Source organism: Burkholderia sp. AU30198 (assembly GCF_020419825.1).
GTDB lineage: Bacteria > Pseudomonadota > Gammaproteobacteria > Burkholderiales > Burkholderiaceae > Burkholderia.
On the sequence record NZ_JAIZSA010000007.1, the window covers coordinates 296,366 to 319,291 of the forward strand.

17 protein-coding genes are annotated in these 22,926 nt (G+C 66.4%); 12 read left to right on the forward strand and 5 right to left on the reverse strand.

The features are described 5' to 3' along the window. The first annotated feature begins 19 nt into the window (after positions 1-19). From araG to LGN19_RS17990, 3 genes are read left to right on the forward strand one after another with little or no spacing between them, the layout of a single operon-like run. A complete protein-coding gene (araG, locus tag LGN19_RS17980) occupies positions 20-1,582 on the forward strand; it encodes an L-arabinose ABC transporter ATP-binding protein AraG (protein WP_226216372.1) in 1,563 nt (520 codons plus the stop codon). 33 nt (positions 1,583-1,615) lie between these two features. After that, positions 1,616-2,635, forward strand: coding sequence for an L-arabinose ABC transporter permease AraH (araH, locus tag LGN19_RS17985; protein WP_226216374.1), 1,020 nt, complete (start codon positions 1,616-1,618; stop codon positions 2,633-2,635). 45 nt (positions 2,636-2,680) lie between these two features. Continuing rightward, positions 2,681-3,583 carry an SMP-30/gluconolactonase/LRE family protein gene (locus LGN19_RS17990; RefSeq protein WP_226216376.1) on the forward strand — a complete coding sequence of 301 codons (903 nt, stop codon included), beginning with the start codon at positions 2,681-2,683 and terminating at the stop codon, positions 3,581-3,583. Between the two features lie 107 nt (positions 3,584-3,690). Here LGN19_RS17990 and LGN19_RS17995 read toward each other — a convergent pair whose 3' ends face one another. The 3 genes from LGN19_RS17995 to LGN19_RS18005 are packed head-to-tail and all read right to left on the reverse strand — an operon-like array spanning position 3,691 to position 8,692. Beyond that, positions 3,691-4,602: a hypothetical protein gene (locus tag LGN19_RS17995; RefSeq protein ID WP_413227215.1), complete on the reverse strand. Its 912-nt coding sequence runs from the start codon at positions 4,600-4,602 to the stop codon at positions 3,691-3,693. Next, positions 4,568-8,422 (reverse strand): type VI secretion system Vgr family protein, encoded by a 3,855-nt coding sequence (locus tag LGN19_RS18000; RefSeq protein WP_226216378.1) that lies wholly within the window; start codon positions 8,420-8,422, stop codon positions 4,568-4,570. Before LGN19_RS18000 ends, LGN19_RS17995 begins: the two co-directional genes overlap by 35 nt. Beyond that, positions 8,423-8,692: a PAAR domain-containing protein gene (locus LGN19_RS18005; RefSeq protein ID WP_226216380.1), complete on the reverse strand. Its 270-nt coding sequence runs from the start codon at positions 8,690-8,692 to the stop codon at positions 8,423-8,425. Positions 8,693-8,924: 232 nt separating this feature from the next. On the opposite strand from LGN19_RS18005, the gene LGN19_RS18010 reads away from it, so the two are divergent. The 7 genes from LGN19_RS18010 (at position 8,925) to LGN19_RS18040 (ending at position 18,230) form a co-directional block, all read left to right on the forward strand. Beyond that, complete coding sequence (locus LGN19_RS18010; RefSeq protein ID WP_226216382.1) at positions 8,925-9,428, forward strand: MarR family winged helix-turn-helix transcriptional regulator; 504 nt, start codon at positions 8,925-8,927, stop codon at positions 9,426-9,428. A 224-nt stretch (positions 9,429-9,652) separates the two neighbouring features. Beyond that, complete coding sequence (locus LGN19_RS18015; protein WP_174957923.1) at positions 9,653-10,483, forward strand: p-hydroxycinnamoyl CoA hydratase/lyase; 831 nt, start codon at positions 9,653-9,655, stop codon at positions 10,481-10,483. 36 nt (positions 10,484-10,519) lie between these two features. Further along, entirely contained in the window at positions 10,520-11,968 is a 1,449-nt protein-coding gene (locus LGN19_RS18020) for an aldehyde dehydrogenase (RefSeq protein WP_226216384.1), read from the forward strand. Next, complete coding sequence (locus LGN19_RS18025; protein WP_226216386.1) at positions 11,965-13,860, forward strand: feruloyl-CoA synthase; 1,896 nt, start codon at positions 11,965-11,967, stop codon at positions 13,858-13,860. The genes LGN19_RS18020 and LGN19_RS18025 overlap by 4 nt, the downstream gene beginning before the upstream one ends. 201 nt (positions 13,861-14,061) lie before the next feature. Next, complete coding sequence (mhpT, locus tag LGN19_RS18030; RefSeq protein WP_226216388.1) at positions 14,062-15,267, forward strand: 3-(3-hydroxy-phenyl)propionate transporter MhpT; 1,206 nt, start codon at positions 14,062-14,064, stop codon at positions 15,265-15,267. Positions 15,268-15,331: 64 nt separating this feature from the next. Continuing rightward, positions 15,332-16,480, forward strand: coding sequence for a porin (locus tag LGN19_RS18035; protein ID WP_226216390.1), 1,149 nt, complete (start codon positions 15,332-15,334; stop codon positions 16,478-16,480). A gap of 28 nt (positions 16,481-16,508) precedes the next feature. Next, positions 16,509-18,230, forward strand: coding sequence for a tannase/feruloyl esterase family alpha/beta hydrolase (locus LGN19_RS18040; RefSeq protein WP_226216392.1), 1,722 nt, complete (start codon positions 16,509-16,511; stop codon positions 18,228-18,230). 69 nt (positions 18,231-18,299) lie between these two features. Here the strand turns inward: LGN19_RS18040 and LGN19_RS18045 are convergent, their stop codons facing one another. Next, positions 18,300-18,776, reverse strand: coding sequence for an Lrp/AsnC family transcriptional regulator (locus LGN19_RS18045; protein WP_122948327.1), 477 nt, complete (start codon positions 18,774-18,776; stop codon positions 18,300-18,302). Between the two features lie 158 nt (positions 18,777-18,934). Between LGN19_RS18045 and LGN19_RS18050 the strand changes: the two genes are divergently transcribed. Further along, a complete protein-coding gene (locus LGN19_RS18050) occupies positions 18,935-20,167 on the forward strand; it encodes a diaminopropionate ammonia-lyase (RefSeq protein ID WP_226216394.1) in 1,233 nt (410 codons plus the stop codon). Positions 20,168-20,216: 49 nt separating this feature from the next. Further along, positions 20,217-21,392 carry a M20 aminoacylase family protein gene (locus tag LGN19_RS18055; RefSeq protein WP_226216396.1) on the forward strand — a complete coding sequence of 392 codons (1,176 nt, stop codon included), beginning with the start codon at positions 20,217-20,219 and terminating at the stop codon, positions 21,390-21,392. Between the two features lie 135 nt (positions 21,393-21,527). On the opposite strand, the gene LGN19_RS18060 is transcribed toward LGN19_RS18055, so the two are convergent. Continuing rightward, complete coding sequence (locus tag LGN19_RS18060; protein ID WP_226216398.1) at positions 21,528-22,886, reverse strand: aspartate aminotransferase family protein; 1,359 nt, start codon at positions 22,884-22,886, stop codon at positions 21,528-21,530. Positions 22,887-22,926 lie beyond the last annotated feature (40 nt).

The following is a 22,926-nucleotide window of genomic DNA, read 5'->3' on the forward strand; positions in this document are numbered from 1 at the left end:
CGCACGAGGCGAGAACGCGATGACGACGCAGACGATGACGGCCGTATCCGGCAGCGACGGCGACACCGGCGGCGACGCCGGCACATCGCCGCCGGGCGGCCCGCTGCTCGCGCTCGACGGCATCACGGTGACCTTCCCGGGCGTGCGCGCGCTCGACGCCGTGTCGCTGTCGGTGCGCGCGGGCGAAGTGCATGGGCTGATGGGCGAGAACGGCGCGGGGAAGTCGACGCTGCTGAAGGTGCTGTCGGGCGTGAACCAGCCGCAGGCCGGCACGCTGACGCTGAACGGCACGGTGCAGCGCTTCGCGTCGACGCGCGCGGCGCTGGAGGCCGGCATCGCGATCATCTACCAGGAGCTGCATCTGGTGCCCGAGCTGACGGTTGCCGAAAACCTGATGCTCGGGCAACTGCCGAGCCGGCTCGGCGTGGTCGACGAACGCACGCTCGCCGCGCGCGCGCTCGATGCGCTGGAGCGGCTCGGCGAGCACATCGATCCAGGCATCCCGGTGAAATATCTGTCGATCGGCCAGCGCCAGATGATCGAGATCGGCAAGGCGCTGATGCGCGACGCGCGCGTGATCGCGTTCGACGAACCGACGAGTTCGCTGTCCGCGCGCGAAACGACGCAACTGTTCCGGATCATCCGCGCGCTGCGCGCGGAAGGCTGCGCGATCATCTACGTCACGCACCGGATGGAAGAGGTGTACGAACTGTGCGACCGCGTGACGGTGTTCCGCGACGGCCGCCGCATCGACACGTTCGATTCCGTGACCGATCTCGACCGCGACCGGTTGATCGGCTGCATGGTCGGCCGTTCGATCGAGGACGTGTACGGCTACCGGCCGCGCGCAGCCGGCGACGTGCTGATCGAGGCGAAGGGGCTGGCGGGGCCCGGGTTGTCCGAGCCCGTGTCGTTTTCCGCGCGGCGCGGCGAGATCGTCGGCTTCTTCGGGCTCGTCGGCGCGGGTCGCTCGGAGCTGATGAAGCTGCTGTACGGCGCCGCGCGCCCGAGCGCGGGGCATGTCGAGCTGAACGGGAAGCGGGTTGCATTCGGCAGCCCGCGCGACGCGGTGCGCGCCGGCCTCGCGCTGTGCCCGGAAGACCGCAAGCAGGAAGGCATCGTCGCGATCGCGTCGGTGGCCGACAACCTGAACATCAGCGCGCGCCGGCATTTCAGCCCGGCGCGGATGCTGCTCGACGCGCGGCGCGAACGCGAGCTTGCGCAACGCTACATCGAACGGCTCGCGATCAAGACCCGCGACGGCGACACGCCGATCGGCGCGCTGTCCGGCGGCAACCAGCAGAAGGTCGTGCTCGCGCGCTGGCTGGCCGAGCGGATCGACGTGTTCCTGATGGACGAACCGACACGCGGCATCGACGTCGGTGCACGCGCGGAAATCTACAACCTGTTCTACGAACTCGCGGAAGCGGGCCGCACGGTGATCCTCGTGTCGAGCGACCTGGCCGAGGTGATCGGCGTGTCGGACCGCATCATCGTGATGAAGGAAGGACGGATCGCGGGCGAGGTCGCGAAGGCGCAGGCGACGCCCGACGCGCTGATCAAGCTCGCGCTGCCGCGCTAGCGCCCCGCAACGATCAACCGGAATGCAAATGACATGAGCCAGGCCATGCAACCCCAACGCACTTCCCCGTCCCCCGATGCCGCCGCAATGCCCGCACGTGCACGCGGCGGCGTGTGGCAGCTGATCAACCGCTCCGGCATCGTGATGGTGTTTCTCGTGCTGTTCGCGACGCTGTCGCTGACCGTGCCCGACTTCCTCACGCCGCGCAACATCCAGGGCTTGCTGCTGTCGGTCACGCTGATCGGCTCGATCGCGGTAACGATGATGTTCGTGCTCGCGCTCGGCGAGGTCGACCTGTCGGTCGCGTCGATCGTCGCGTTCTCGGGCGTCGTCGCGTCGACGCTGATCACCGCGACGCACAGCGTCGTGCTCGGCATCGCGGGCGGCGTGCTCGCGGGCGGTGCGGTCGGGCTCGTCAACGGCGTGCTGATCGCGCGCTGGCGGATCAACTCGCTGATCGTCACGCTCGCGATGATGGAAGTCGTGCGCGGGCTCGCGTTCATCACGTCGAGCGGCGACGCGGTGATGATCTCCGAGGAACGCTTCTTCGATCTCGGCGGCGGGTCGTTCCTCGGTATCTCGTATCCGATCTGGAGCAACATCGTCGGCTTCGTCGTGTTCGGCTTTCTGCTGCGCAAGACGGTGTTCGGCAAGAACGTGCTGGCCGTCGGCGGCAACGGCGAGGCCGCGCTGCTCGCGGGGCTGCCGGTGATGCGCATCAAGATCACCGTGTTCGTGCTGCAGGGGCTGGTGACGGGTTTTGCCGGCGTGATGCTCGCGTCGCGGATGAGCCTCGGCGATCCGAAGACGTCGGTCGGGCTCGAGCTCGGCGTGATCTCTGCATGCGTGCTCGGCGGCGTGTCGCTGACGGGCGGCGTCGCGACGATCTCCGGCGTGCTGGTCGGCGTGCTGATCATGGGTTCCGTCCAGGACGCGATGAGCCTGCTGAACGTGCCGACGTGTTACCAATATCTGATACGCGGCGGAATTCTGTTGCTCGCGGTGCTGTTCGACCAGTATCGTCGCAACCAGCGGCGCGCGATGAAGATCTGACGAAAGCGCGGCTGCTCGCGAACGCGACAGATATCGGGAGACGGCATGCCACAGAACCATCCGGCCACGCAGGCGACGCTGCTGGCCGACAGCCGCAACACGCTCGGCGAAGGCGCGACGTGGTGCGACAAGACGCACGCGCTGTATTGGGTGGACATCGAAGGCGCGCAACTGTGGCGCTGCCGCGCGGACGGCTCCGACCTCACGCCGTGGGCGATGCCCGAACGGCTCGCATGCTTCGCGCTGACGCACGATCCGGACGTGCTGCTCGTCGGGCTCGCGACGCATCTCGCGTTCTTCGACCTGCGCAGCGGCGCGTTCACGCGGATCGTCGACGTCGAGCCCGAGCTGCCGACGCGGCTGAACGACGGGCGCTGCGATCCGTCCGGCGCGTTCGTGTTCGGGATGAAGGACGAAGGCAGCGAGCCGCCGCAAGCCGTCGGCGGGTTCTACCGGCTCAATGCCGACCTCACGCTGGAGCGGCTCGCGTTGCCGCCGGCTGCGATCGCGAACAGCATCGCGTTTTCGCCGGACGGGGCGAGGATGGTTTTCTGCGATTCGCTCGCGCGTGAGATTTTCGTCTGCGATTACCGCGCGGGCGGCGACGTCGCAAACGTGCGGCCGTTCGCGCGCCTGACCGATCCCGACGGCGACCCGGACGGCTCGATGATCGATCGCGATGGCGGCCTGTGGAACGCGCAGTGGGGCGGCCGGCGTGTCGTGCGCTACGGGCCCGACGGTGTCGAGACGGATCGCGTGGCCGTACCGACCGCACAGCCGAGCTGCGTGACGCTCGACGGCGAAGGCCGCCTGTACGTGACGAGCGCCCGCATCGGGTTGAGCGACGATGCGCTGGCCGGCGACCCGCATGCGGGCGGCGTGTTCGTCGCGCAGACGCGGTATGCGGGGATGGCGACGGCGCGGTTTGCGGGGACTCTTACGAGATGATTGGCGGGTGTCGACGACAGGATTGTGTCGACTGGCAGGCACGCATGCGGATCGTTCTGAGAACACACCCTGAACGCGGAATTACTGATTGCCCCCGTCTTGCCGGTTCACGTCTGAACATATTCCGGGTCGTCTTGCATCCACCATGCCGGATGGTCGTGTGGTTCTCTCAACCACATCCACCGACCCGCCACATGATCCGTAACCCGCCGCTGTTCGTGTTCTTCCCGAGGTGTCAACGTACGGACCGTTGGAAATTTTCGCCCCTTGTAGACGACCAACTGGTCCGAGCTGGAAATCGTGGTGAATCCCTCCCACAACCCTGTCTCAGGACATAGCATGCCCGTGCACAGGTTCATTTCACCGTATTTCTGGCGCTTGGCATGCCGCTGTTCAAGGCGGCGTTGCCTGCGTTCCTCCGGCGTCAAGATTTCGTAAACACGGCTTATTCTGACTTCGTCTAGTATCGCTGGAAATGATCCATCCGGCGGATTGATATAAAAAAGCTCGACATCGATAGGAAATTTACTCCCCGGAATATCTTTCGAGCGGTAGCGAAAGGGCTGCAAATTGGGAGCATTGGGAGTGCGCCCTCTTATTTCATTCCCATATCGGCGATTCTCGTGAGAATCAATCCAATAGTTCTCTAGCTCGAGAAGCAATTTGATTTCTGTGTCCGGCAAGCTAGCAACCCTTGCGTCAAGGACAATTCTTACCCCGATCGGGACGATTTTCACCTTATTTCGATTATCGCTGTAATCCTCCGGATCGTCGCCAGTGGAAAATTCAATCTTCGTCCCGCGCAGCGCACGATTTGCGTATTTATAAAGAAACCCTTTTGCAGGAGGATGCGTCCACGTTGTGTAGTTTGTTCCGAAGACAGTATATTCGGGGTCGTATGACGCATCGTCACGCAGGATCGCCATTGCTGTTTTAAGGATAGTCCGCAGCACGACGCGCTGCTCTTCGTCGGTCGTCTGCATTTCAAATTCCTCTCCCAATGGCTTCAAGTGAAGCATCGTAGTCTCCTGTGCATGTGCCGGGGTTACGCACAAAAGCGCGATCAGGACGATCCCAATAGGCTTGCACCACTTCCGCGCAAGCATACGCATCTTCTTCATGTAACTGGCTCCGGTATCCCTCTTCGAAACTCACCATCCTGGCCGCCGTTTCTGGCGACACTCGCAAAAGCTTGCACACTTCGGCCTGTGCAATTGGTACATCGGGCTTCACATAGGCTCCGCCTGTCTGATTTTGCATGTAAGAAATCATCCAGTAGTAGTGAAAAACCAACATGCGATGAAGACCCGTGGCAACGCGAGCATCATCGGGAATTTTGACTTTATCGGCCAATTTGGAGACACTTTTTAGCACACTATCTTCATACACCTGCATTGCATGTGAGAATGCTGCATAGTCGGCTGCATGTTGCCGAAATAGCGCAATCATCCAAAATGTTTGTTGGCAATGTCGCGCTTCGTGATAAAGCGTGTCGGCGAGTGCCTTCAGTGCACCATCCAAAAGAGCATCATTTTTCGTCGCTGCGATGACCTTCGCGATTTCCGCCTCTTGAATGACTATCGTCCACTTTAATGTGGAAAACGATGCACTGACATCAGGGCGCGTGTTGTATCGGGACTGACCTTTCTTTGCATTAACAATATCGATCTTGGGAGCGGCGCCATTGGATCTGGTCGAATCGGTTAACGAATCTCCAGGTAATCCAAATGGCCCCGCAGCAAGAGAGATATTCAATATATTGCCAACTGCAAGCACGATGCTTTCCTTTAGATCGCCCGGTACTTCGCCACTCAACGTATTGAACTTGCCCCACTCGATCCCATTGAGTGCCTTCTTGGTCGCCGCCGTATAGGCCTTCGTCACCGGATACTCGACATCTCGGCGCACCGGCATGTCCGGGGGCGTGTCGCCATGTTTCGCCCCGTCGACGAAGCGATGGAAACGCAACCCGAAGTTGAGCGGATCGCATGTCGCGAACATTGCTGGGTGACTCTCAGACGTGGCTCCCTGCTCCGGTGTGCTGACCTTCTTGCCCTTGATCTTTGTGGTGCGCTTGTCGGCGTTCGGTGCTCGGGCGGTGTAAGGTGTCGTGTTGTCTCGCACGACGGCGGCCCGGTTCACCGCAATCACCTTGTCAGGGTCGCTCGCCGCCAGCATTTCCACCGTGCCGAACGCGATGTCGTGGCTCGTCACTACTTCCGTTTCGCCGAACTCGTTGCTCACCCCCTCGATCACGCGGCCGTTGTCGAGCGTGACCCGGTACGGCTGGTTCGGCAGAGCAAACCCGCTGTCGTGTTCCAGCAGCACAAAGTGCGCGGCATACTGCCCTGGATGCTCGGATGTGACCGGCAGGCGCATCGGTCGCACCTGCGCAGCGTCGGTCTGATGGCTGCCTGCGTGGATCGTATGCTCGCCGGCCGTCTTTACGACATACCCCCGTTCGCTGATGCGAACCTCCGTACTTCCTGCGTGCAGCACGATTTCCTCTGCCGCATGCAGGTGGATGCTGTCGGTCGTACTCGTGATGTTGATGGTCTTCCTTGCGGTGAGGTCAACACCGTCGGTCTGCGCTTCGATCCGCACTTTTCCGGCTGCCGCGACGAGCGCCATGCCGGCCTTGTGCACGAACAACGAGAACGCATTCGACACGCTCGCGAACAGCGAACGCCCCACGGCAAGCCCGACATGCCGGCCGCTCGTTATGGCGACATCCTCGCCGCTCGTAATATGAGCGCTACGCTCGGCCGCCAGGCTGAACCCGGCTGGTCCGGCCAGTACGATGTCCGCCTCCGTCAATTCCGGGAAATCGTCTGCTGCGCCGGACGGTGTTCCTCGAATCGCATCGTTGCGTGCCTTGATCGACTTGGTCACATCGCTCTGATCCGCGTGGGGCTGTTGCACCTGATGCCGTTGCGCCAGACCCGCGAGGCCTTCTTGTAGTTCACGCGCCCGCGTGAGCCGACCGATAGCCTCCTTGGCGTCCTTCGCATGACCCGGGCCGCCCGGTTGACCATCCGCCAGCACGAATAAGCCCTTCAGCGCCCGAACGACGCCCCAATCGTCGGTGCGAAGATCGAACCCTATGCCACGCGCATCGGCGCGCCCCTTCTTTCGGGTAATGCGCCGGATATGGCCGAGACTCAGCTGCGACATCCCTGCATCGCTCGCAAGCTGCGTCTGGATTTGCTCCCGCGTATCGTCGATCGCCAGATGGCCGGATGCCGTGCCATGGAGCTCCCGACCACGAATGACCGACACCGCGTGGTTGTGCGGTTGGTCTAGTGCAGGCTGGCGGAACGCGTTGACGGCGCTTCCGATGATCACCGGCAAATCCGGGTCGCCGTAGTAATGCGACACCGCCACCTCATGACCGATACGCGGGATGAGCGTCGCGCCCATGTCCACGCCTTGCCAAGGCGACAGCACACGCAGCCAGATGCCCGAATTCTCGTCGTGCAGGCCTTGCCGGTCCCATTGGAACTGTACTTTTACCCGACCGTATTGGTCCGTCCAGATTTCCTGCCCGGCGGGGCCGACGACAATCGCTTTCTCGGGGCCGCCCATAATGGGCTTGCGTACGCTGCGCTCGAGCCGGAACGGCTCGTTCGTCGGTAACAGTTCGAATTGCGCTTCGGCGCGATAGGTCTGCGCGCTGCCGGCTCGCCCTGCGACTTCCTCGATATCGAGCGTGCAGGACACAACCACGTACTCGCGATTCGCCGCCTGCTGCGGATGGCCGATGAGCGTAAAGGTGTGGCCGACCGTGAGGGCGCGCAGACCCCCTTTGCCGTTCGCCCGTCGCCCGGCACAACGCTGCGCCTCAAGCCGCACACGCGCGAAGTGCCGCGCCTCCCACTCCGTATCGTTCGGCTCGCCCGTCAGCCCTTGCGCGCCGGCGAGCGGCTGACTGTAGTCTCCCCAGTCGTAAATCTCGCCATCGGAGCTGGCCGTCGGACGAGGGTCTTCTACGGTAACGCCCAGCCTCGCGCGTGGCCGCGTGTAGTCGTAATCCGTGACGCTCGCGGACCCTGCCGTCAATCGACTGGTCACGGACAGCGTGTGAATGTGTTCCTCGTCGATGCGCTGGCCGCCGGGCGGCAGATAGCGGAGCGTCTCGTAGGCCTCCCCGTGCGGTTGGTGTCCGCCCATCGTGTCGCACAAGACCAGACGGTGATGGCCGTCATCATGTTCGAACCACCACCAGATGCCCCATTCTTCCCAGAGGCGTTGCAGGAACGCCCAGTCCGATTCAAACGCCTGTCGCTGTACGTCGCGTTTCGGATAGACGCCCCGAAAGGCGCCCAGCCGCTTGTCGATGGGGTACGGATATTTCGAAAGCACCGCGTCGGTGATTTCGACGACGGTCATATCCTGAAACAGGCGGCAATCCTGCGTCAGGGTCGCGCGATAGAGCCACGGCCGCAGTTCCAGTTCGTACAGGATCGCCTTGCGATCCTGACCGGCGAGCCGTGCTGTTTCGACCAATCCTGTGATTTCACGCGTACCCGCGCCGATATTGCCAAGTCCGGCGGCACCCGCCAGCCCCGGAATGAACCAACCTTTGCCCTCGAGTTGGATCGACACGGTGACTTCCGTGCCGACCATCTTGTCCAGATCGAGATCGGCAGTGCGGCTCGGCGAAACCGCATAGGCATCGTCGGTGCGCAGCGTGACGAGGTAGCGGCATTCGTCGAGGCGGCCGATGGTTTCTGTGCCTTGTAGGCGTACCGGAATGAATACCGGTAGCCGGTCCATCCCATAGGTCGGCAGCGACGCACCCGCAAGTGACAGCGTGCGAGCCTGAGCAAAAAGCGCCATTTACTCTGCCCCCGCCGTTCGCTGACCAATGACGGTCGCGCCGCACCCGGTCTTGTCGCCGTAATAACCCACGCGCCGGCCGTGATGCGTACGCGGGCCACTCGCCAGCAACGGAAAAATGCCGCCGCATTTCGGACAATGAACGCCGTGGCCATCAAGCGCCACACCGATGCCATGATGTTTCAGATCACGGCCAGCCTCGATGACGGTGCCGCCATGATCGGTAGCGTCTCCAAGTCGAACCATTTCGAGGCCTTGTGCGTTCTTCATCGATGACACCTTCGAGGAATTGAGTCGCTCTTTTACCTCGCATCAAAGCGCCGCACAATTTTCAAGATGAGGTTTGATAATTTTCAATATTTTAATTAGTAGATCGACTGATGTTTTCGTACTTATATGAGCTCATTGTGAATTTGACCCGTGTCGAGACTGATGTCGCGCCTATGCGATTCGACACCCGACGTGCTGGTAAGATGGCCCGCAATTCCATCCTGCCCGCACCATGAGTTCCGCACCGACCAAACCCGCGAACCCGAAAAACGCCACGAAGAACGTCACCCGCGCGACGGGCGACAAGCCGAAGGCGCGCGTGCAGCAGCGCCTGACCTACGTGATCGGCGGTCTCGACCGGCTGCTGCGCCGCCACATGACCGACGCGCTCGCCCCGCTTGGCATCACGCTCGCGCAATACACGGCGCTGTCGGTGCTCGAGGCGCGCGGCGCGTCGTCGAACGCGCAACTGGCCGAGCGCTCGTGGATCACGCCGCAATCGGCGAACGAAGTGATGAGCGTGATGGCTGCGCGCGGTTTCGTCACGCGTGAAGCCGACCCGTCGCACGGCCGCATCATCCTGCTGACGCTGACCGACGAAGGCGCGGCGATGCTGCGTGAATGTGAAGCCGTGCTGCGCCCGCTCGAGACGCGCATGCTCGGCGATGTCTCCGCCGACACCGCCGCGGACGTGCAGCGCGCGCTCGAACTGTTCTCGCGCAACCTGCGCGGCTGACCGCCTTCCGGAACGAACCTTCATCCCGCGGGCCCGTGCGGCCCGCGTTCGCGTTGCCGGTCGCCTGACCGTTCCCCGATTCCGTCGTTTCCACCGCTTTCCGATCCGGGTTTACACCGGCGCTCGTGCCGCTTGCAATATCAGGTAGCCTGATATTAAATGAAGCCGTCCGCAGCAGGGATGCTGCGCACCGAATCGCACAGGAACGAACGACAGGAAACGATATGAGCAAGTACGACAACCGCTGGCAGACCGTTGAAGTGAAGGTGGAGGCTGGCATCGCGTGGGTTACGCTGAACCGTCCGGACAAGCGCAATGCGATGAGCCCGACGCTCAACCAGGAGATGCTGCAGGTACTCGACGCAGTCGAATTCGACGACGAAGCGAAGGTGCTCGTCCTCACCGGCGCGGGCGCCGCGTGGACGGCCGGCATGGACCTGAAGGAATACTTCCGCGAGATCGACGGCGGCTCCGACGCGATGCAGGAAAAAGTGCGCCGCGACGCATCGGAATGGCAGTGGCGCCGCCTGCGGATGTACAACAAGCCGACGATCGCGATGGTGAACGGCTGGTGCTTCGGCGGCGGGTTCTCGCCGCTCGTCGCGTGCGACCTCGCGATCGCGGCCGACGAAGCCGTGTTCGGGCTGTCGGAGATCAACTGGGGCATCCCGCCCGGCAACCTCGTCAGCAAGGCGATGGCCGATACGGTCGGGCACCGCCGCGCGCTGCACTACATCATGACCGGCGACACGTTCACCGGCGTGGAAGCCGCCGAGATGGGCCTCGTGAACAGCAGCGTGCCGCTCGCCGGGCTGCGCGACGCAACGATCGCGCTCGCCGCGCGACTGATGGACAAGAACCCGGTCGTGCTGCGCGCGGCGAAGCACGGCTTCAAGCGCTCGCGCGAACTCACGTGGGAGCAGTGCGAGGATTACCTGTACGCGAAGCTTGACCAGGCGCAACTGCGCGATCCGGAACACGGCCGCGAACAGGGGTTGAAGCAGTTCCTCGACGACAAGACGATCAAGCCGGGCCTGCAGGCCTACAAGCGCTGACGCAACCGACGAGAGACACGCATGGCAGGAGACAACATGACCGACAGACGGATGCTGATCGCCGGCGAGTGGTGCGTCGCTCGCGACGGGCGCACCTTCGACCGATTCAATCCCGCGACCGGCGCGCTGGCGTCACGCGCGCCGGCGGCCGGCCTCGCCGACGCCGACGCGGCGATCGACGCTGCGCACCGCGCGTTTCCCGCGTGGTCGGCACTGGCGCCGACCGAGCGCCGCCGGCTGCTGCTGAAGGCGGCCGACCTGATGGACGCGCGGATCGACGCGTTCATCGCGACCGGCGTGGCCGAAACCGGCGCGACGCCCGGCTGGATCGGCTTCAACGTGACGCTTGCGGCGAACATGCTGCGCGAGGCCGCGTCGATGACGACGCAGATCGCGGGGGACGTGATCCCGTCCGACGTGCCCGGCAATCTCGCGCTCGCGATGCGCGTGCCGTGCGGCGTCGTGCTCGGCATCGCACCGTGGAATGCGCCGGTGATCCTCGGCACGCGAGCGCTGGCGATGCCGCTCGCATGCGGCAACACGGTCGTGCTGAAGGCATCCGAAGCGTGTCCCGGCGTGCACGCGCTGATCGGCGCGGTGCTGGACGAAGCGGGGCTCGGCGCGGGTGTCGTCAACGTGATTACGCATGCGGCGGCCGACGCACCCGAACTCGTCGAGCGGCTGATCGCGCATCCGCACGTGAAGCGCATCAACTTCACCGGGTCGACGCATGTCGGGCGCATCATCGCGCGCCACGCAGCGGCTCACCTGAAACCGGTGCTCCTCGAACTCGGCGGCAAGGCGCCCGTGCTCGTGCTGGACGATGCCGATCTCGACGCGGCCGTCGACGCGATCGCGTTCGGCGCGTTCTTCAACCAGGGGCAGATCTGCATGTCGACCGAGCGCGCGATCGTCGCGCGGCCGATTGCCGATGCGCTCGTCGAGCGCCTCGCCGCGAAGGCGCGCACGCTGGTCGCGGGCGATCCGCTGGCCGGCCATCCGCTCGGCACGATGGTCGATGCGGGTGCCGCCGCGCGTGCGGCGTCGCTCGTCGAGGATGCGCGTGAGCACGGTGCGCGGCTGCCGCTCGGTTGCCGTGTTGAAGGCGCGACGATGCAGCCGGTGATCGTCGACGGTGTGACGCGCGACATGCGCCTGTATCGCGAGGAATCGTTCGCGCCGGTCGTCGCGATCCTGCGAGCGGACAGCGACGACGAAGCAGTCGCGCTCGCGAACGACAGCGAGTTCGGGCTGTCGTCGAGCGTGTTCAGCCGCGACGTCGCGCGTGCGATGGCGGTCGCGCGTCGGATCGAATCGGGGATCTGCCACATCAACGGGCCGACCGTACACGACGAGGCGCAGATGCCGTTCGGCGGCACGAAGGCGAGCGGCTATGGCCGCTTCGGCAGCCGCGCGTCGATCGCCGAATTCACCGAGCTGCGCTGGATCACCGTGCAGACCACGCCGCGTCACTACCCCATATGAGCGAACCGACGATGAATGATGCGACGCTCGCCGGCGGGCCGGTGAACGACACGGACGGCGTGCGCTATCGCGCGGCGGCCGTCGCAATAGGCGCGGCCGAGATTCGCCGCGCGGAAAACGGCGCGTGGTACCTGCGCTCGCGCGAACCGCTCGGCGACTACCCGACGCGTCTGACCGACTGCCTCGTGCGCGGCGCGCAAGCGCATCCCGATCGCGTGCTGGCCGCGAAGCGCGGCGACGATGGTCGCTGGATCGAGATCACCTACGCGCAGATGCTCGAACGCGCCCGTGCGCTCGGCCAGGGCCTCGTCGATCTCGGGCTGTCGGTCGAGCGTCCGCTCGCGGTGCTGTCCGGCAACGATCTCGAGCATCTGCAACTGATGTTCGCCGCGATGCTGGCCGGCGTGCCGTACTCGCCGATCTCGCCTGCGTATTCGCTGGTGTCGACCGACTACGGCAAGCTGCGTCACACGCTCGGCGTGCTGCGGCCGGGCGCCGTATTCGTCGCCGAGCGCGCGCCGTTTGCGCGTGCGCTCGACGCCGTGTTGCCGGCCGATGCGGCCCTGATCGTCGCGCACGATGCCGATGCCGAGGGCCGCGCGGTGCCGCTCTCGCGCCTGCTCGCCACCGTCCCGCGCACGATCGACGCGATCCACGCGGCGGTCGGCCCCGATCATCTCGCGAAGATCCTGTTCACGTCCGGCTCGACGAAGCAGCCGAAGGCCGTGCCGACCACGCACCGGATGCTGTGCAGCAACCAGCAGATGCTGCGCCAGACGATGCCCGAACTGACGCGCGAACCGCCGGTGCTGGTCGACTGGCTGCCGTGGAATCACACGTTCGGCGGCAGTCACAACCTCGGCATCGCGCTGTACAACGGCGGCACGCTTTATATCGACGATGGCCGTCCGGTGCCGGGTCGCTTCGACGAAACCGTGCGCAACCTGCGCGAGATCGCGCCGACGATCTACTTCAACGTGCCGAAAGGCTGGGAAGAACTGACGGCTGCGCTCGAACGCGATGCCGTGCTGCGCGACACGTTCCTCTCGCGCGTGAAGCTGTATTTCTTCGGCGGCGCGGGGCTGTCGCAGGCCGCGTGGGACCGTCTCGACCGCGTGACCGAGGCGCATTGCGGCGAGCGGATCCGGATCATGGCCGGCCTCGGGATGACGGAGGCGTCGCCGTCGTGCCTGTTCACGACGGGGCCGCTGATGCGGGCCGGCTATATCGGGCTGCCGGCGCCCGGCTGCGACGCGAAGCTCGTGCCGTGCGGCGGCAAGCTCGAACTGCGTTTCAAGGGGGCGAACGTGATGCGCGGCTACTGGCACGCGGACGTCGATCCGCGCGACGTGTTCGACGACGAAGGGTATTACCGCAGCGGCGACGCGGGAGTCTTTGTCGATCCGGAGCGGCCGGAGCTCGGGCTGTTGTTCGACGGGCGGCTGACCGAGGATTTCAAGCTGAGCAGCGGCACCTTCGTCAGCGTCGGGCCGCTGCGCGCGAACGCGGTGTCGAGCGGCGCGCCGTACGTGCAGGACGTGGTCGTCACCGGGATCAATCGCGACGACATCGGGCTGCTGGTGTTTCCGCGCGTCGACGCGTGCCGTGCGTTGGCGGGACTCGCCGCCGATGCCGCCGTGATCGACGTGCTGCGCGCGCCTGCCGTGCGCGCGGTGTTCGAGCAATGGCTCATCGCGCTGAACCGGCATGCGAGCGGCGGTTCGACGTTCGTCGCGCGCATCCGGCTGATCGACACGCCGCCGTCGCTCGATCTCGGCGAAGTGACCGACAAGGGTTCGCTCAACCAGGCGGCCGTGCAGCAGCATCGCGCGGCGACGATCGACGCGCTGTACGACCCGGCGCGGCGCGATCCCGACGTGATGTACGCGTAACCGGAAGTACCCCGAAGCAAGCAGGCACAACGACCGGCCGGCCACGATACCGGCAGGCATTCTTGCGGCCAGTGAATCAGGCTGCCTGATAATGGCGGCCGTTCAGACGACACCTTGCGCGCCGCTTCGCCACTGGCCGGCGACGGCGCGCGGCGGCCGTTACCGGGCCGACCGACTACAAGACATGGGACTGGAGACAGGATGAACACTTACGTTGCCGAAAAACCCACGGTCGCGACCACGCTCGCGCTGTGTTTCGCGATCGCCCTCCTCGAGGGGCTCGATCTGCAGTCGGTCGGCGTCGCCGCGCCGCGCATGGCGCGCGAATTCGGGCTGAGCGTGTCGCTGATGGGTATCGCGTTCAGCGCGGGCACCTTCGGGCTGCTGCCGGGCGCGATGCTGGGCGGGCGGCTCGCCGACCGGATCGGACGCAAGCGCGTGCTGATCGTGTCGGCCGCGCTGTTCGGGCTGCTGTCGATCGCCACCGCGCAGGTATCGACCTTCGCGATGCTCGTCGTCGTGCGCGTGCTGACCGGTATCGGTCTTGGCGGCGCGATGCCGAACCTGATCGCGCTGTCGTCCGAAGCGGTCGAGCCGCGCTCGCGCAGCAGCGCGGTGGCGACGATGTACTGCGGCATCCCGTTCGGCGGCGTGATCGCGTCGCTGATCGGCGTGCTGCTTGCCGGCGACACCGAATGGCGGCACATCTTCTACGTCGGCGGCGTGGGGCCGCTGCTGCTCGTGCCGCTGCTGGCGTGGTTCCTGCCGGAGTCGCGCGCGTATCTCGACGTCGCCGGCACGCCGGCCGCGCGCACCAGCGTCGCGCGCACGCTGTTCGGCGACGGCCGCACGACGTCGACGGTCGCGCTGTGGGTCAGCTACTTCTGCACGCTGATCGTCCTGTACTTCCTGCTGAACTGGCTGCCGTCGCTGATGGCCGCGCGCGGGCTCGATCGCGAGCACGTCGGCCTCGTGCAGATTGCGTTCAACGTCGGCGCGGGGCTCGGTGCGCTCGGCATCGGCGCGGCGCTCGACCGGATGCGCGCGTCGCACGTGGTCGGCGGCATGTACGTCGGGATCGTGCTGTCGCTCACCGCACTGGCGGCCGCGCCCGGCTTCGCGTCGCTCGCGGCCGCCGCGTTCGCGGCCGGGATGTTCGTGGTCGGCGGCCAGTCGGTGCTGTATGCGCTCGCGGCGATCTACTACCCGACCGCGATGCGCGGCACGGGTGTCGGCGCGGCGGTGGCCGTCGGCCGGCTCGGCTCCGTCGTCGGGCCGCTCGCGGCCGCGACGCTGCTGGCCGCCGGCCGCAGCGCGCCCGTCGTGATCGGCGCGAGCATCCCCGTCACGCTCGTCGCGGCCGTCGCCGCGCTGCTGCTGATTCGCCGCCCGCAAGCCGGTGACTGAGGTTTCGTTTTTATCAATGCACGCCGTCAGAGCGCGCTTACTCAAGGTCTGGAGACGCAACGAAATGAAAACGAAGACAAGGAACGGCCTGCTGGCCGCCGGCGCGTGCTGCGCACTCGCCGCGCCGGTCGCGCACGCGCAGTCGAGCGTGACGCTGTACGGGATCATCGACACGGGTGTCGAATTCGTGTCGCACGCGAACGCGGCTGGCGACCACGTCGTGCGCATGCCGGGCGTGACGGGCGAGCTGCCGTCGCGCTGGGGGCTGCGCGGTGCCGAGGATCTCGGCGGCGGCTACCAGGCGGTGTTCACGCTCGAAAGCGGCTTCAACGTGCGCGGCGGCGATCTCGGCCAGGGCGGCCGGCTGTTCGGGCGGCAGGCGTTCGTCGGGCTGAAGGGCGGCTACGGCACGCTCGCGTTCGGCCGCCAGTACACGATGACCTATCTCGCGCTGCAGGGCGCGGACATCATCGGTCCCGACATCTACGGGCTCGGCTCGTTCGACGCGTACGTGCCGAACGGTCGCGCCGACAACGCGGTGACCTATATCGGCACGTACCGCGGCGTGACGCTCGGCGCCGCGTATTCGTTCGGCCGCGACGGCGCGGGCACCGGCAACTCGCCGGGGCAGGGCACGTGCGCGGGGCAAGTGCCGGGCGACGCCGTCCAGTGTCGCAACTGGTCGGTGATGCTCAAGTACGACAGCGCGTATTTCGGTGCGGCAGCCTCGTACGAGGAACAGCGCGGGGGCACCGGCGCGGCCGCGAACTTCTTCGACGGCATCGCGCCGGTCGCTTTCACCAGCAGCGGCGGCAAGGACGCGCGCACGCACGTGAGCGCGTATGCGCAGGCGGCCGGCGCGCGGATCGGCGCTGGCTGGATCGGGCGGCGCGTGTCGACCGGTTCGCCGGCGGCGCCGGGCGCGCATTCGGACCTGTTCTTCGTCGGCGCATCGTATGCGGTGAAGCCGGATTTCGTCGTCGACGGCGAAGGCTACCGGATCGTCAACAGCGCGCACGACACGCGCGCGACGATGGCCACGCTGCGCGCGACCTATCTGCTGACGAAGCGCACGGCGGTCTACGCGCAATCGTCGTATCTGTGGAACAGCGCGCATGCGCGCTACGCGGTCAGCGGCGGCGGGGCCGGTACGACACCCGGCGAAGGGATGGGGCAGCTCGGCGCGATGGTCGGCGTGCGGCACATGTTCTGATCCGGCAGCCTGACGAACGGGAGATATCTTGAACAGACAATCCGGATTCCTCTACATTGCACCGCTCGCCGCCGCGATCCTCGCCGGTTGCGGCGGCGACGACTCGGTGAATTCCGTGCCGACGCACCTGAGCGCCGCGACACCGGCCGCGATGGCGCAGACCTGCGACGCGCTCGCCGCGAAGCTGGCGTATGCGAACACGTCGTTCACGTCGGTGACGACCGCAGCCGCCGGCGCGCTCACGGTGGCCGGCAAGCCGATCGCCGAGCACTGCGTGATCGAAGGGAAGATGAACGAGCGCGTGAGCGCGGTCGATGGCAAGACTTACGCGATCGGTTTCGAAATGCGCTTGCCGAAGGCGTGGAACGGCCGCTTCTTCTACCAGGCGAACGGCGGGCTCGACGGCAACGTCGTGACGGCGACGGGCGAGATCGGCGGCGGCGGGCCGCTGACCGACGCGCTGAACCAGGGCTTCGCGGTGATCAGCTCGGATTCGGGGCACAGCGCCGCGCAGAATCCGTTGTTCGGCATCGATCCGCAGGCGCGCATCGACTACGGCTACGGCGCGGTCGATGCGCTGACGCCGATGGCGAAGCAGGTGATCCGGCTCGCATACGGCAAGGCGCCCGACCGCAGCTATTTCGATGGCTGCTCGAACGGCGGCCGTCACGCGATGGTCACGGCGGTGCGCAACCCGGCCGACTACGACGGCATCATCGCGGGCGATCCGGGCTTTCATCTGCCGAAGGCGGCGATCGGCGAAATGTACGGTGCGCAGCAGTTCGCGAAGATCGCATCGGCGACCGGATCGAACGGGCTGCCGGATATCCGCAGCGGCTTCACCGATGCGGAGCGGCAGTTCGTCGGCGCGAAGATCCTCGAGAAATGCGATGCGCTCGACGGCACGGCCGACGGGATGGTGCAGGACGTCGCCGCGTGCCAGGCGCACTTCAGCGTCGATGCGGACATCCCGACCTGCGCGAACGGTACGCGCACGGGCGCCTGCCTGACGACCGCGCAGAAGACCGCGCTCGAGAACGTGTTCACGGGTGCGCGCAACAGCGCAGGCACGGCGCTGTACGCGGGCTTTCCGTACGATCCGGGCATCGCCGGCAGCGGCTGGGCCGCGTGGAAGCAGTCGAATTCGATCACGCTCGACCCGGCCGCGATGGCGTTCACGTTCATGACGCCGCCGAAAACCGCCGCGACGCTCGCGAACCTGCCCGGTTTCGCGCTGGGCTTCGACATGGACAACGACGCGCCGGCGATCTTCGCGACCAACGGCGTGTACACGCAATCCGCGTGGTCGTTCATGACGCCGCCCGACGAGACCAACCTGTCCGCGCTGAAGGCGCGCGGCGCGAAGCTGCTCGTCTATCACGGCACGGGCGACCCGGTGTTTTCGTTCGACGACACGCGCGACTGGTACACGCGGGTCGCGCAGGCGAACGGCGGCGATGCGTCGGATTTCGCGCGCTTCTATCCGGTGCCGGGGATGAACCACTGCTCGGGCGGGCCGGCGGCCGACCAGTTCGACCTGCTGACGCCGCTCGTCGCGTGGGTCGAGCAGGGGCAGGCGCCCGGTGCGGTGGTGGCCACCGCGCGCGATGCGACGAACGCGGTGCCGAACGCGGATGTGCCCACCTCGTGGGGCGCCGGGCGTACGCGGCCGCTGTGCCCGTATCCGCAGGTGGCGCGCTACAACGGGGCGGGCGACGTGAATTCGGCGGCGAGCTTCAGTTGCCGCTGACGTAGCCGTCGATGGGAGGTGGCTGGTGCGCTATCGCGCGCCGGTCGCCTCATGTGTGCAAACGCTCACTCACTCGCCCGGTTCGACCGGCACCTCGAGCCCGACCTTCACGCGGCTCATGCTCACCAGCGTCTTGAACCGCTTCACGTTGTTGTTCGCGAAGAACAGCTCGCGCGTGAGCGCGTTGTACTGATCCATGTTGCGCACGGCCAGGATCAGCACGAAATCCCATTCCCCCGTCACGTAGTAGCACTGCTGGATCTGCGGGCAGCGCTCGAAGGAGCGCTTCATTGCGTCGAGCTGGTCGATCTGCTCGCTTTCGACCTCGACGTTGACGACGATCGTCAGCGGATGATCGACCTTGTCCGGCGCGACGATGGCCGTGTAGCGCTCGATCACGCCGTCGTCCGCGAGACGCTTCAGGCGCCGGTTCACGGCCGCGGTCGACAGGTTGACGCGCGCGCCGAGTTCGCTTTGCGGCGTTTGCGCGTCGCGCTGGATTTCCATCAGCAGCTTGCGATCAAACGCATCGAGTGGGGTGGTCATGATGGCGCGTGAAGCCTCGAAAGAATGAGAAATTTTTGCGTGACGGCCGCCGAATTGGCGAATTTATTGACCCGACTGCGCAATATTATTTTTCGAACCGGCGGCGCGTGCAACCCGTGCGCGCCCGACCCGAACCGACTCACGGAGTGCTGCCCGCCATGCTGATCGCCAACCCCCGCGCATCGCGCGCCGCCTATCCCCACGCGCTGCGCCGCGTGATGAACATCGCATCGGCCGACGAAAGCGGCGCGTGGCTGTCGCACTGGCCGCTCGTCGGCAACGCGCGCACGCCGCTGCGCACGTTGCCGGATCTCGCCGCGCGGCTCGGCGTCGCGAGCGTCAGCGTGAAGGACGAGTCGTGCCGCTCGCCGCTCGGCAGCTTCAAGGCGCTCGGCGCGCCGATCGCGCTGGTGCGGCTCGTGAAGCGCCTGCGCCGCACGCAGGATCTCGATCCGCAAGGGCTCGTCACCGGCCGCTACGCGGCGGAGCTGGCCGACCTGACGGTGATCAGCGCAACCGACGGCAATCACGGCCGTGCGCTCGCCGCCGCCGCGCGTGCGATCGGCTGCGGGTGCGTGATCGTGCTGCACGCGAACGTCGAGGCCGAGCGCGAACGCGCGATCTCGGCGTACGGCGCGCGGATCGTGCGCATCGAGGGGAACTACGACGAGTCGGTCATCTGCGCGGCGCAGCTCGCGCAGGCGAACGGCTGGTATGTCGTGTCGGATACGTCGTACGACGGCTACGAAGCGATTCCGCGCGACGTGATGCAGGGCTATGGCGTGATCGCGGCCGAGGCCGCCGCGCAGGCGGCGCAGGACGACGGGCGGCCGTTCACGCATGTGCTGCTGCAGGGCGGCGTGGGCGGCCTCGCCGCGGGCGTCGCGAGTTATCTGTGGGAGCGCGACGGCGTGCAGCGGCCGCACTTCATCGTGGTCGAGCCGCGCCAGGCCGACTGCCTGTACCAGAGTGCACTGGCCGGTCGCGCGACCAAGGCGACCGGCAGCGTCGATTCGGTGATGGCGGGGCTCGCGTGCGGCGAGGCGTCGCCGCTTGCGTGGGATTTCCTCGAGATGTGCGTCGACTACTTCATGCTGATCGATGACGAAGACGCGGTGCAGGCGATGCGCGGCCTCGCGGCCGGCAGCGAGCGCGACGTGCCGCTCGTGGCCGGCGAATCGGGGGCGGCTGGCGTCGCGGGGCTGGAGGTGCTGATGCGCGACCCCGTGCTCGCGCGGCAGGTGGGGCTCGACGCGCATTCGCGCGTGCTGGCGATCAATACGGAAGGCGCGACGGCGCCGTCCGTGTACCGGCAGTGCGTCGGCGAGACGGCCGACGCAGTGCTCGCGCGGCAGCGCGACTGGCTGGACCGCGCGTCGGTCGCGGCCTGAACGACATCCCGACCGATCCCGACCGACCACGACTGACGAGGCAAACGCCATGGACGCAATCGAAGAAAGCACGCTGCAGGGGCAATTGAAGACCTGGCGCCGCCATCTGCACCAGCATCCGGAGACGGGTTTCGAAGAGGTGAACACGTCGGACTACGTCGCGCGCATCCTGACGACGCTCGGGCTCGACGTGCATCGCGGGATCGGCGGCACGGGGCTCGTCGCGAACCTGACGGCCGGCACCGGCAAGCGCGCGATCGGTATCCGCGCGGACATGGACGCGCTGAATATCGCCGAGCACGCGCCGGGCCGCGAATACGCATCGTGCACGCCCGGCAAGATGCATGCGTGCGGGCACGACGGCCACATGTCGATGGTGCTCGGCGCCGCGCAGTTGCTGGCCGAGCGCAAGGATTTCGACGGCACGGTGCGTTTCATTTTCCAGCCGGCCGAGGAGCATGGCCGCGGCGCGAAGGCGATGATGGCCGACGGGCTGTTCGAGCGCTTTCCGGTCGACGCGATCTTCGGCGCGCACAACATGCCGGGGATGCGCGCGGGCACGTTCTCGACGCGCGCGGGCGGCATCATGGCGAGCGAGGACAACTTCGTGATCCGGATCGACGGGCGCGGCACGCACGCGGCGCGTCCGCACATGGGTATCGATCCGATCGTGATCGGCGCGCAGGTCGTGCTCGCGCTGCAGACGATCGTGTCGCGCAATCTCGATCCGGGCCAGCAGGCCGTGATCTCGTGCACGGAGTTCATCACCGACGGGCTGCGCAACGTGCTGCCGTCGACGGTGACGATCAAGGGCGACACGCGCAGCTATTCGCGCGACGTGCAGGCGCTGCTGGCCACGCGGATGCGCGCGATCAGCGAAGGGATCTGCCGCACGCACGGCGCGACCTGCATGTTCGACTACACGCACGAGTTCGCGCCGACGGTGAATTCGCCGGAATGGGTCGACACGGCCGTGCAGGCCGCGGCGCAGGTCGCGGGCGCGGAGTCGGTGAACGCCGACGTGCAGCCGATGATGATCTCGGAGGATTTCGGCGCGTTCCTGCAGGCCGTGCCCGGCAACTTCGTGTTCATCGGCAACGGTGAGTCGGCCGATCGCGGCGGCGTGCCGCTGCACAACGCGGGCTACGACTTCAACGACGAGATCCTGCCGGTGGGGGCGCGGTATTTTGCGGAAGTGGCGCGGCGGGCGTTGCGGGTGGCGTAGTGCGTTGCCGCGCGATTCGCACACGACGGGAAACGGCTCGCCATTCGGCGAGCCGTTTCACTGTCAAGCGACACCGCAGGCAACGCACCGTGGCCGCACTCGCGCGATGTGTATCCGACCGCGAGTGTCACTGCGTCAGACCAGCTCCCCCAGACACGCGTCGAACTGCGCGACGAGGCGATCGACATCGTCGGCCGTCGTTTGCGGACACACGAGCATCATGTTGTGGAACGGCGTGATCAGCACGCCGCGATTCAGCAGGTACAGGTGCACGATGTGCTCGAGTTCGCTGTCGAGCTGCTTGCCGGCGATCGTGCCGTTGCGCGGCGGCGTGGGTGCGAACTGGAACTCGGTGCGCGCGCCGATGCGCGTCACGCACCACGGCAGCCCGTGTTTCGCGATCGCCTGTTCGAGACCGCCGGCGAGCCGCGCGGCGAGTTCGAACATGTGCGCGTAGGCCGAGTCGGTCGCGACTTCGGCCAGCGTCGCGCGCATCGCATGCATCGCGAGCATGTTCGCGGTGAGCGTCGTGCCGATGCCCGAGTGGCCGGGCGGCGCGTTCAGCTTCGCCTGCTTCGCGCGTTCCGCGAATTCGGCGCTGAATCCGTACACCGCGCACGGCACCCCGCCCGCGATCGGCTTGCCGACCACCAGCATGTCCGGCTCGAGATCGTGCGCGACGGCGTAACCGCCCGGGCCGCTGCTGATCGTGTGCGTCTCGTCGATCACGAGCAGCGTGCCGTAGCGGCGCGTCAGTTCGCGCGCCGCTTCCCAGAAGCCCGGATCGGGCAGCACCATCCCGATGTTCGTCATCGCCGGTTCCGCGAGCACGCAGGCGACGTCGCCGTGCTTCAGCGCGGCTTCGAGCGCGGCGAGATCGTTGAATTCGACGACGCGCGTGTTCGCGAGCAGGTCGTAGGACTGCCCGAGCAGGCTGTCGCGCTGCACGGGGCGACCGTCGACGAGGTCGACGAATACGTCATCGACCGTGCCGTGATAGCAGCCGTTGAACACGACGATCGTGTTGCGGCCGGTGGCCGCGCGCGCCCAGCGCAGCACGAAGCGGTTCGCGTCGCTCGCGCTCAGCGCGAATTGCCAGACCGGCAGCCGGAAACGGCGCGCGAGTTCGCGCGACACCCACGCGGCATCCTCGCTCGGCAGCATCGTCGTGTAGCCGCGCGTGGCCTGCTCGATGAGTGCCCGCGCGACGGGTTCGGGCGCATGGCCGAACATCGCACCGGTGTCGCCGAGGCAGAAGTCGGCGTAGCGGTGGCCGTCGGCGTCGGTGAACGTCGCGCCGCGCGCTTCCTTCACATACAGCGAGAACGGCGTCGACCAGTCCTGCATCCAGTGCAACGGCACGCCGAACAGCAAGTGCTCGGATGCTTCCGCGGACAGTGCGCGGGAGACCGGCATGGCTTCGGTGAATGCGCGGCGCTCGCGGTCGAACAGCGCGCGGGCGCGGATGAGGTCGACTCCGTGACGGGAAGGCAAAGGCAGCTCCTGGGCTGTGAAGATGGCGAAGACGATAGCG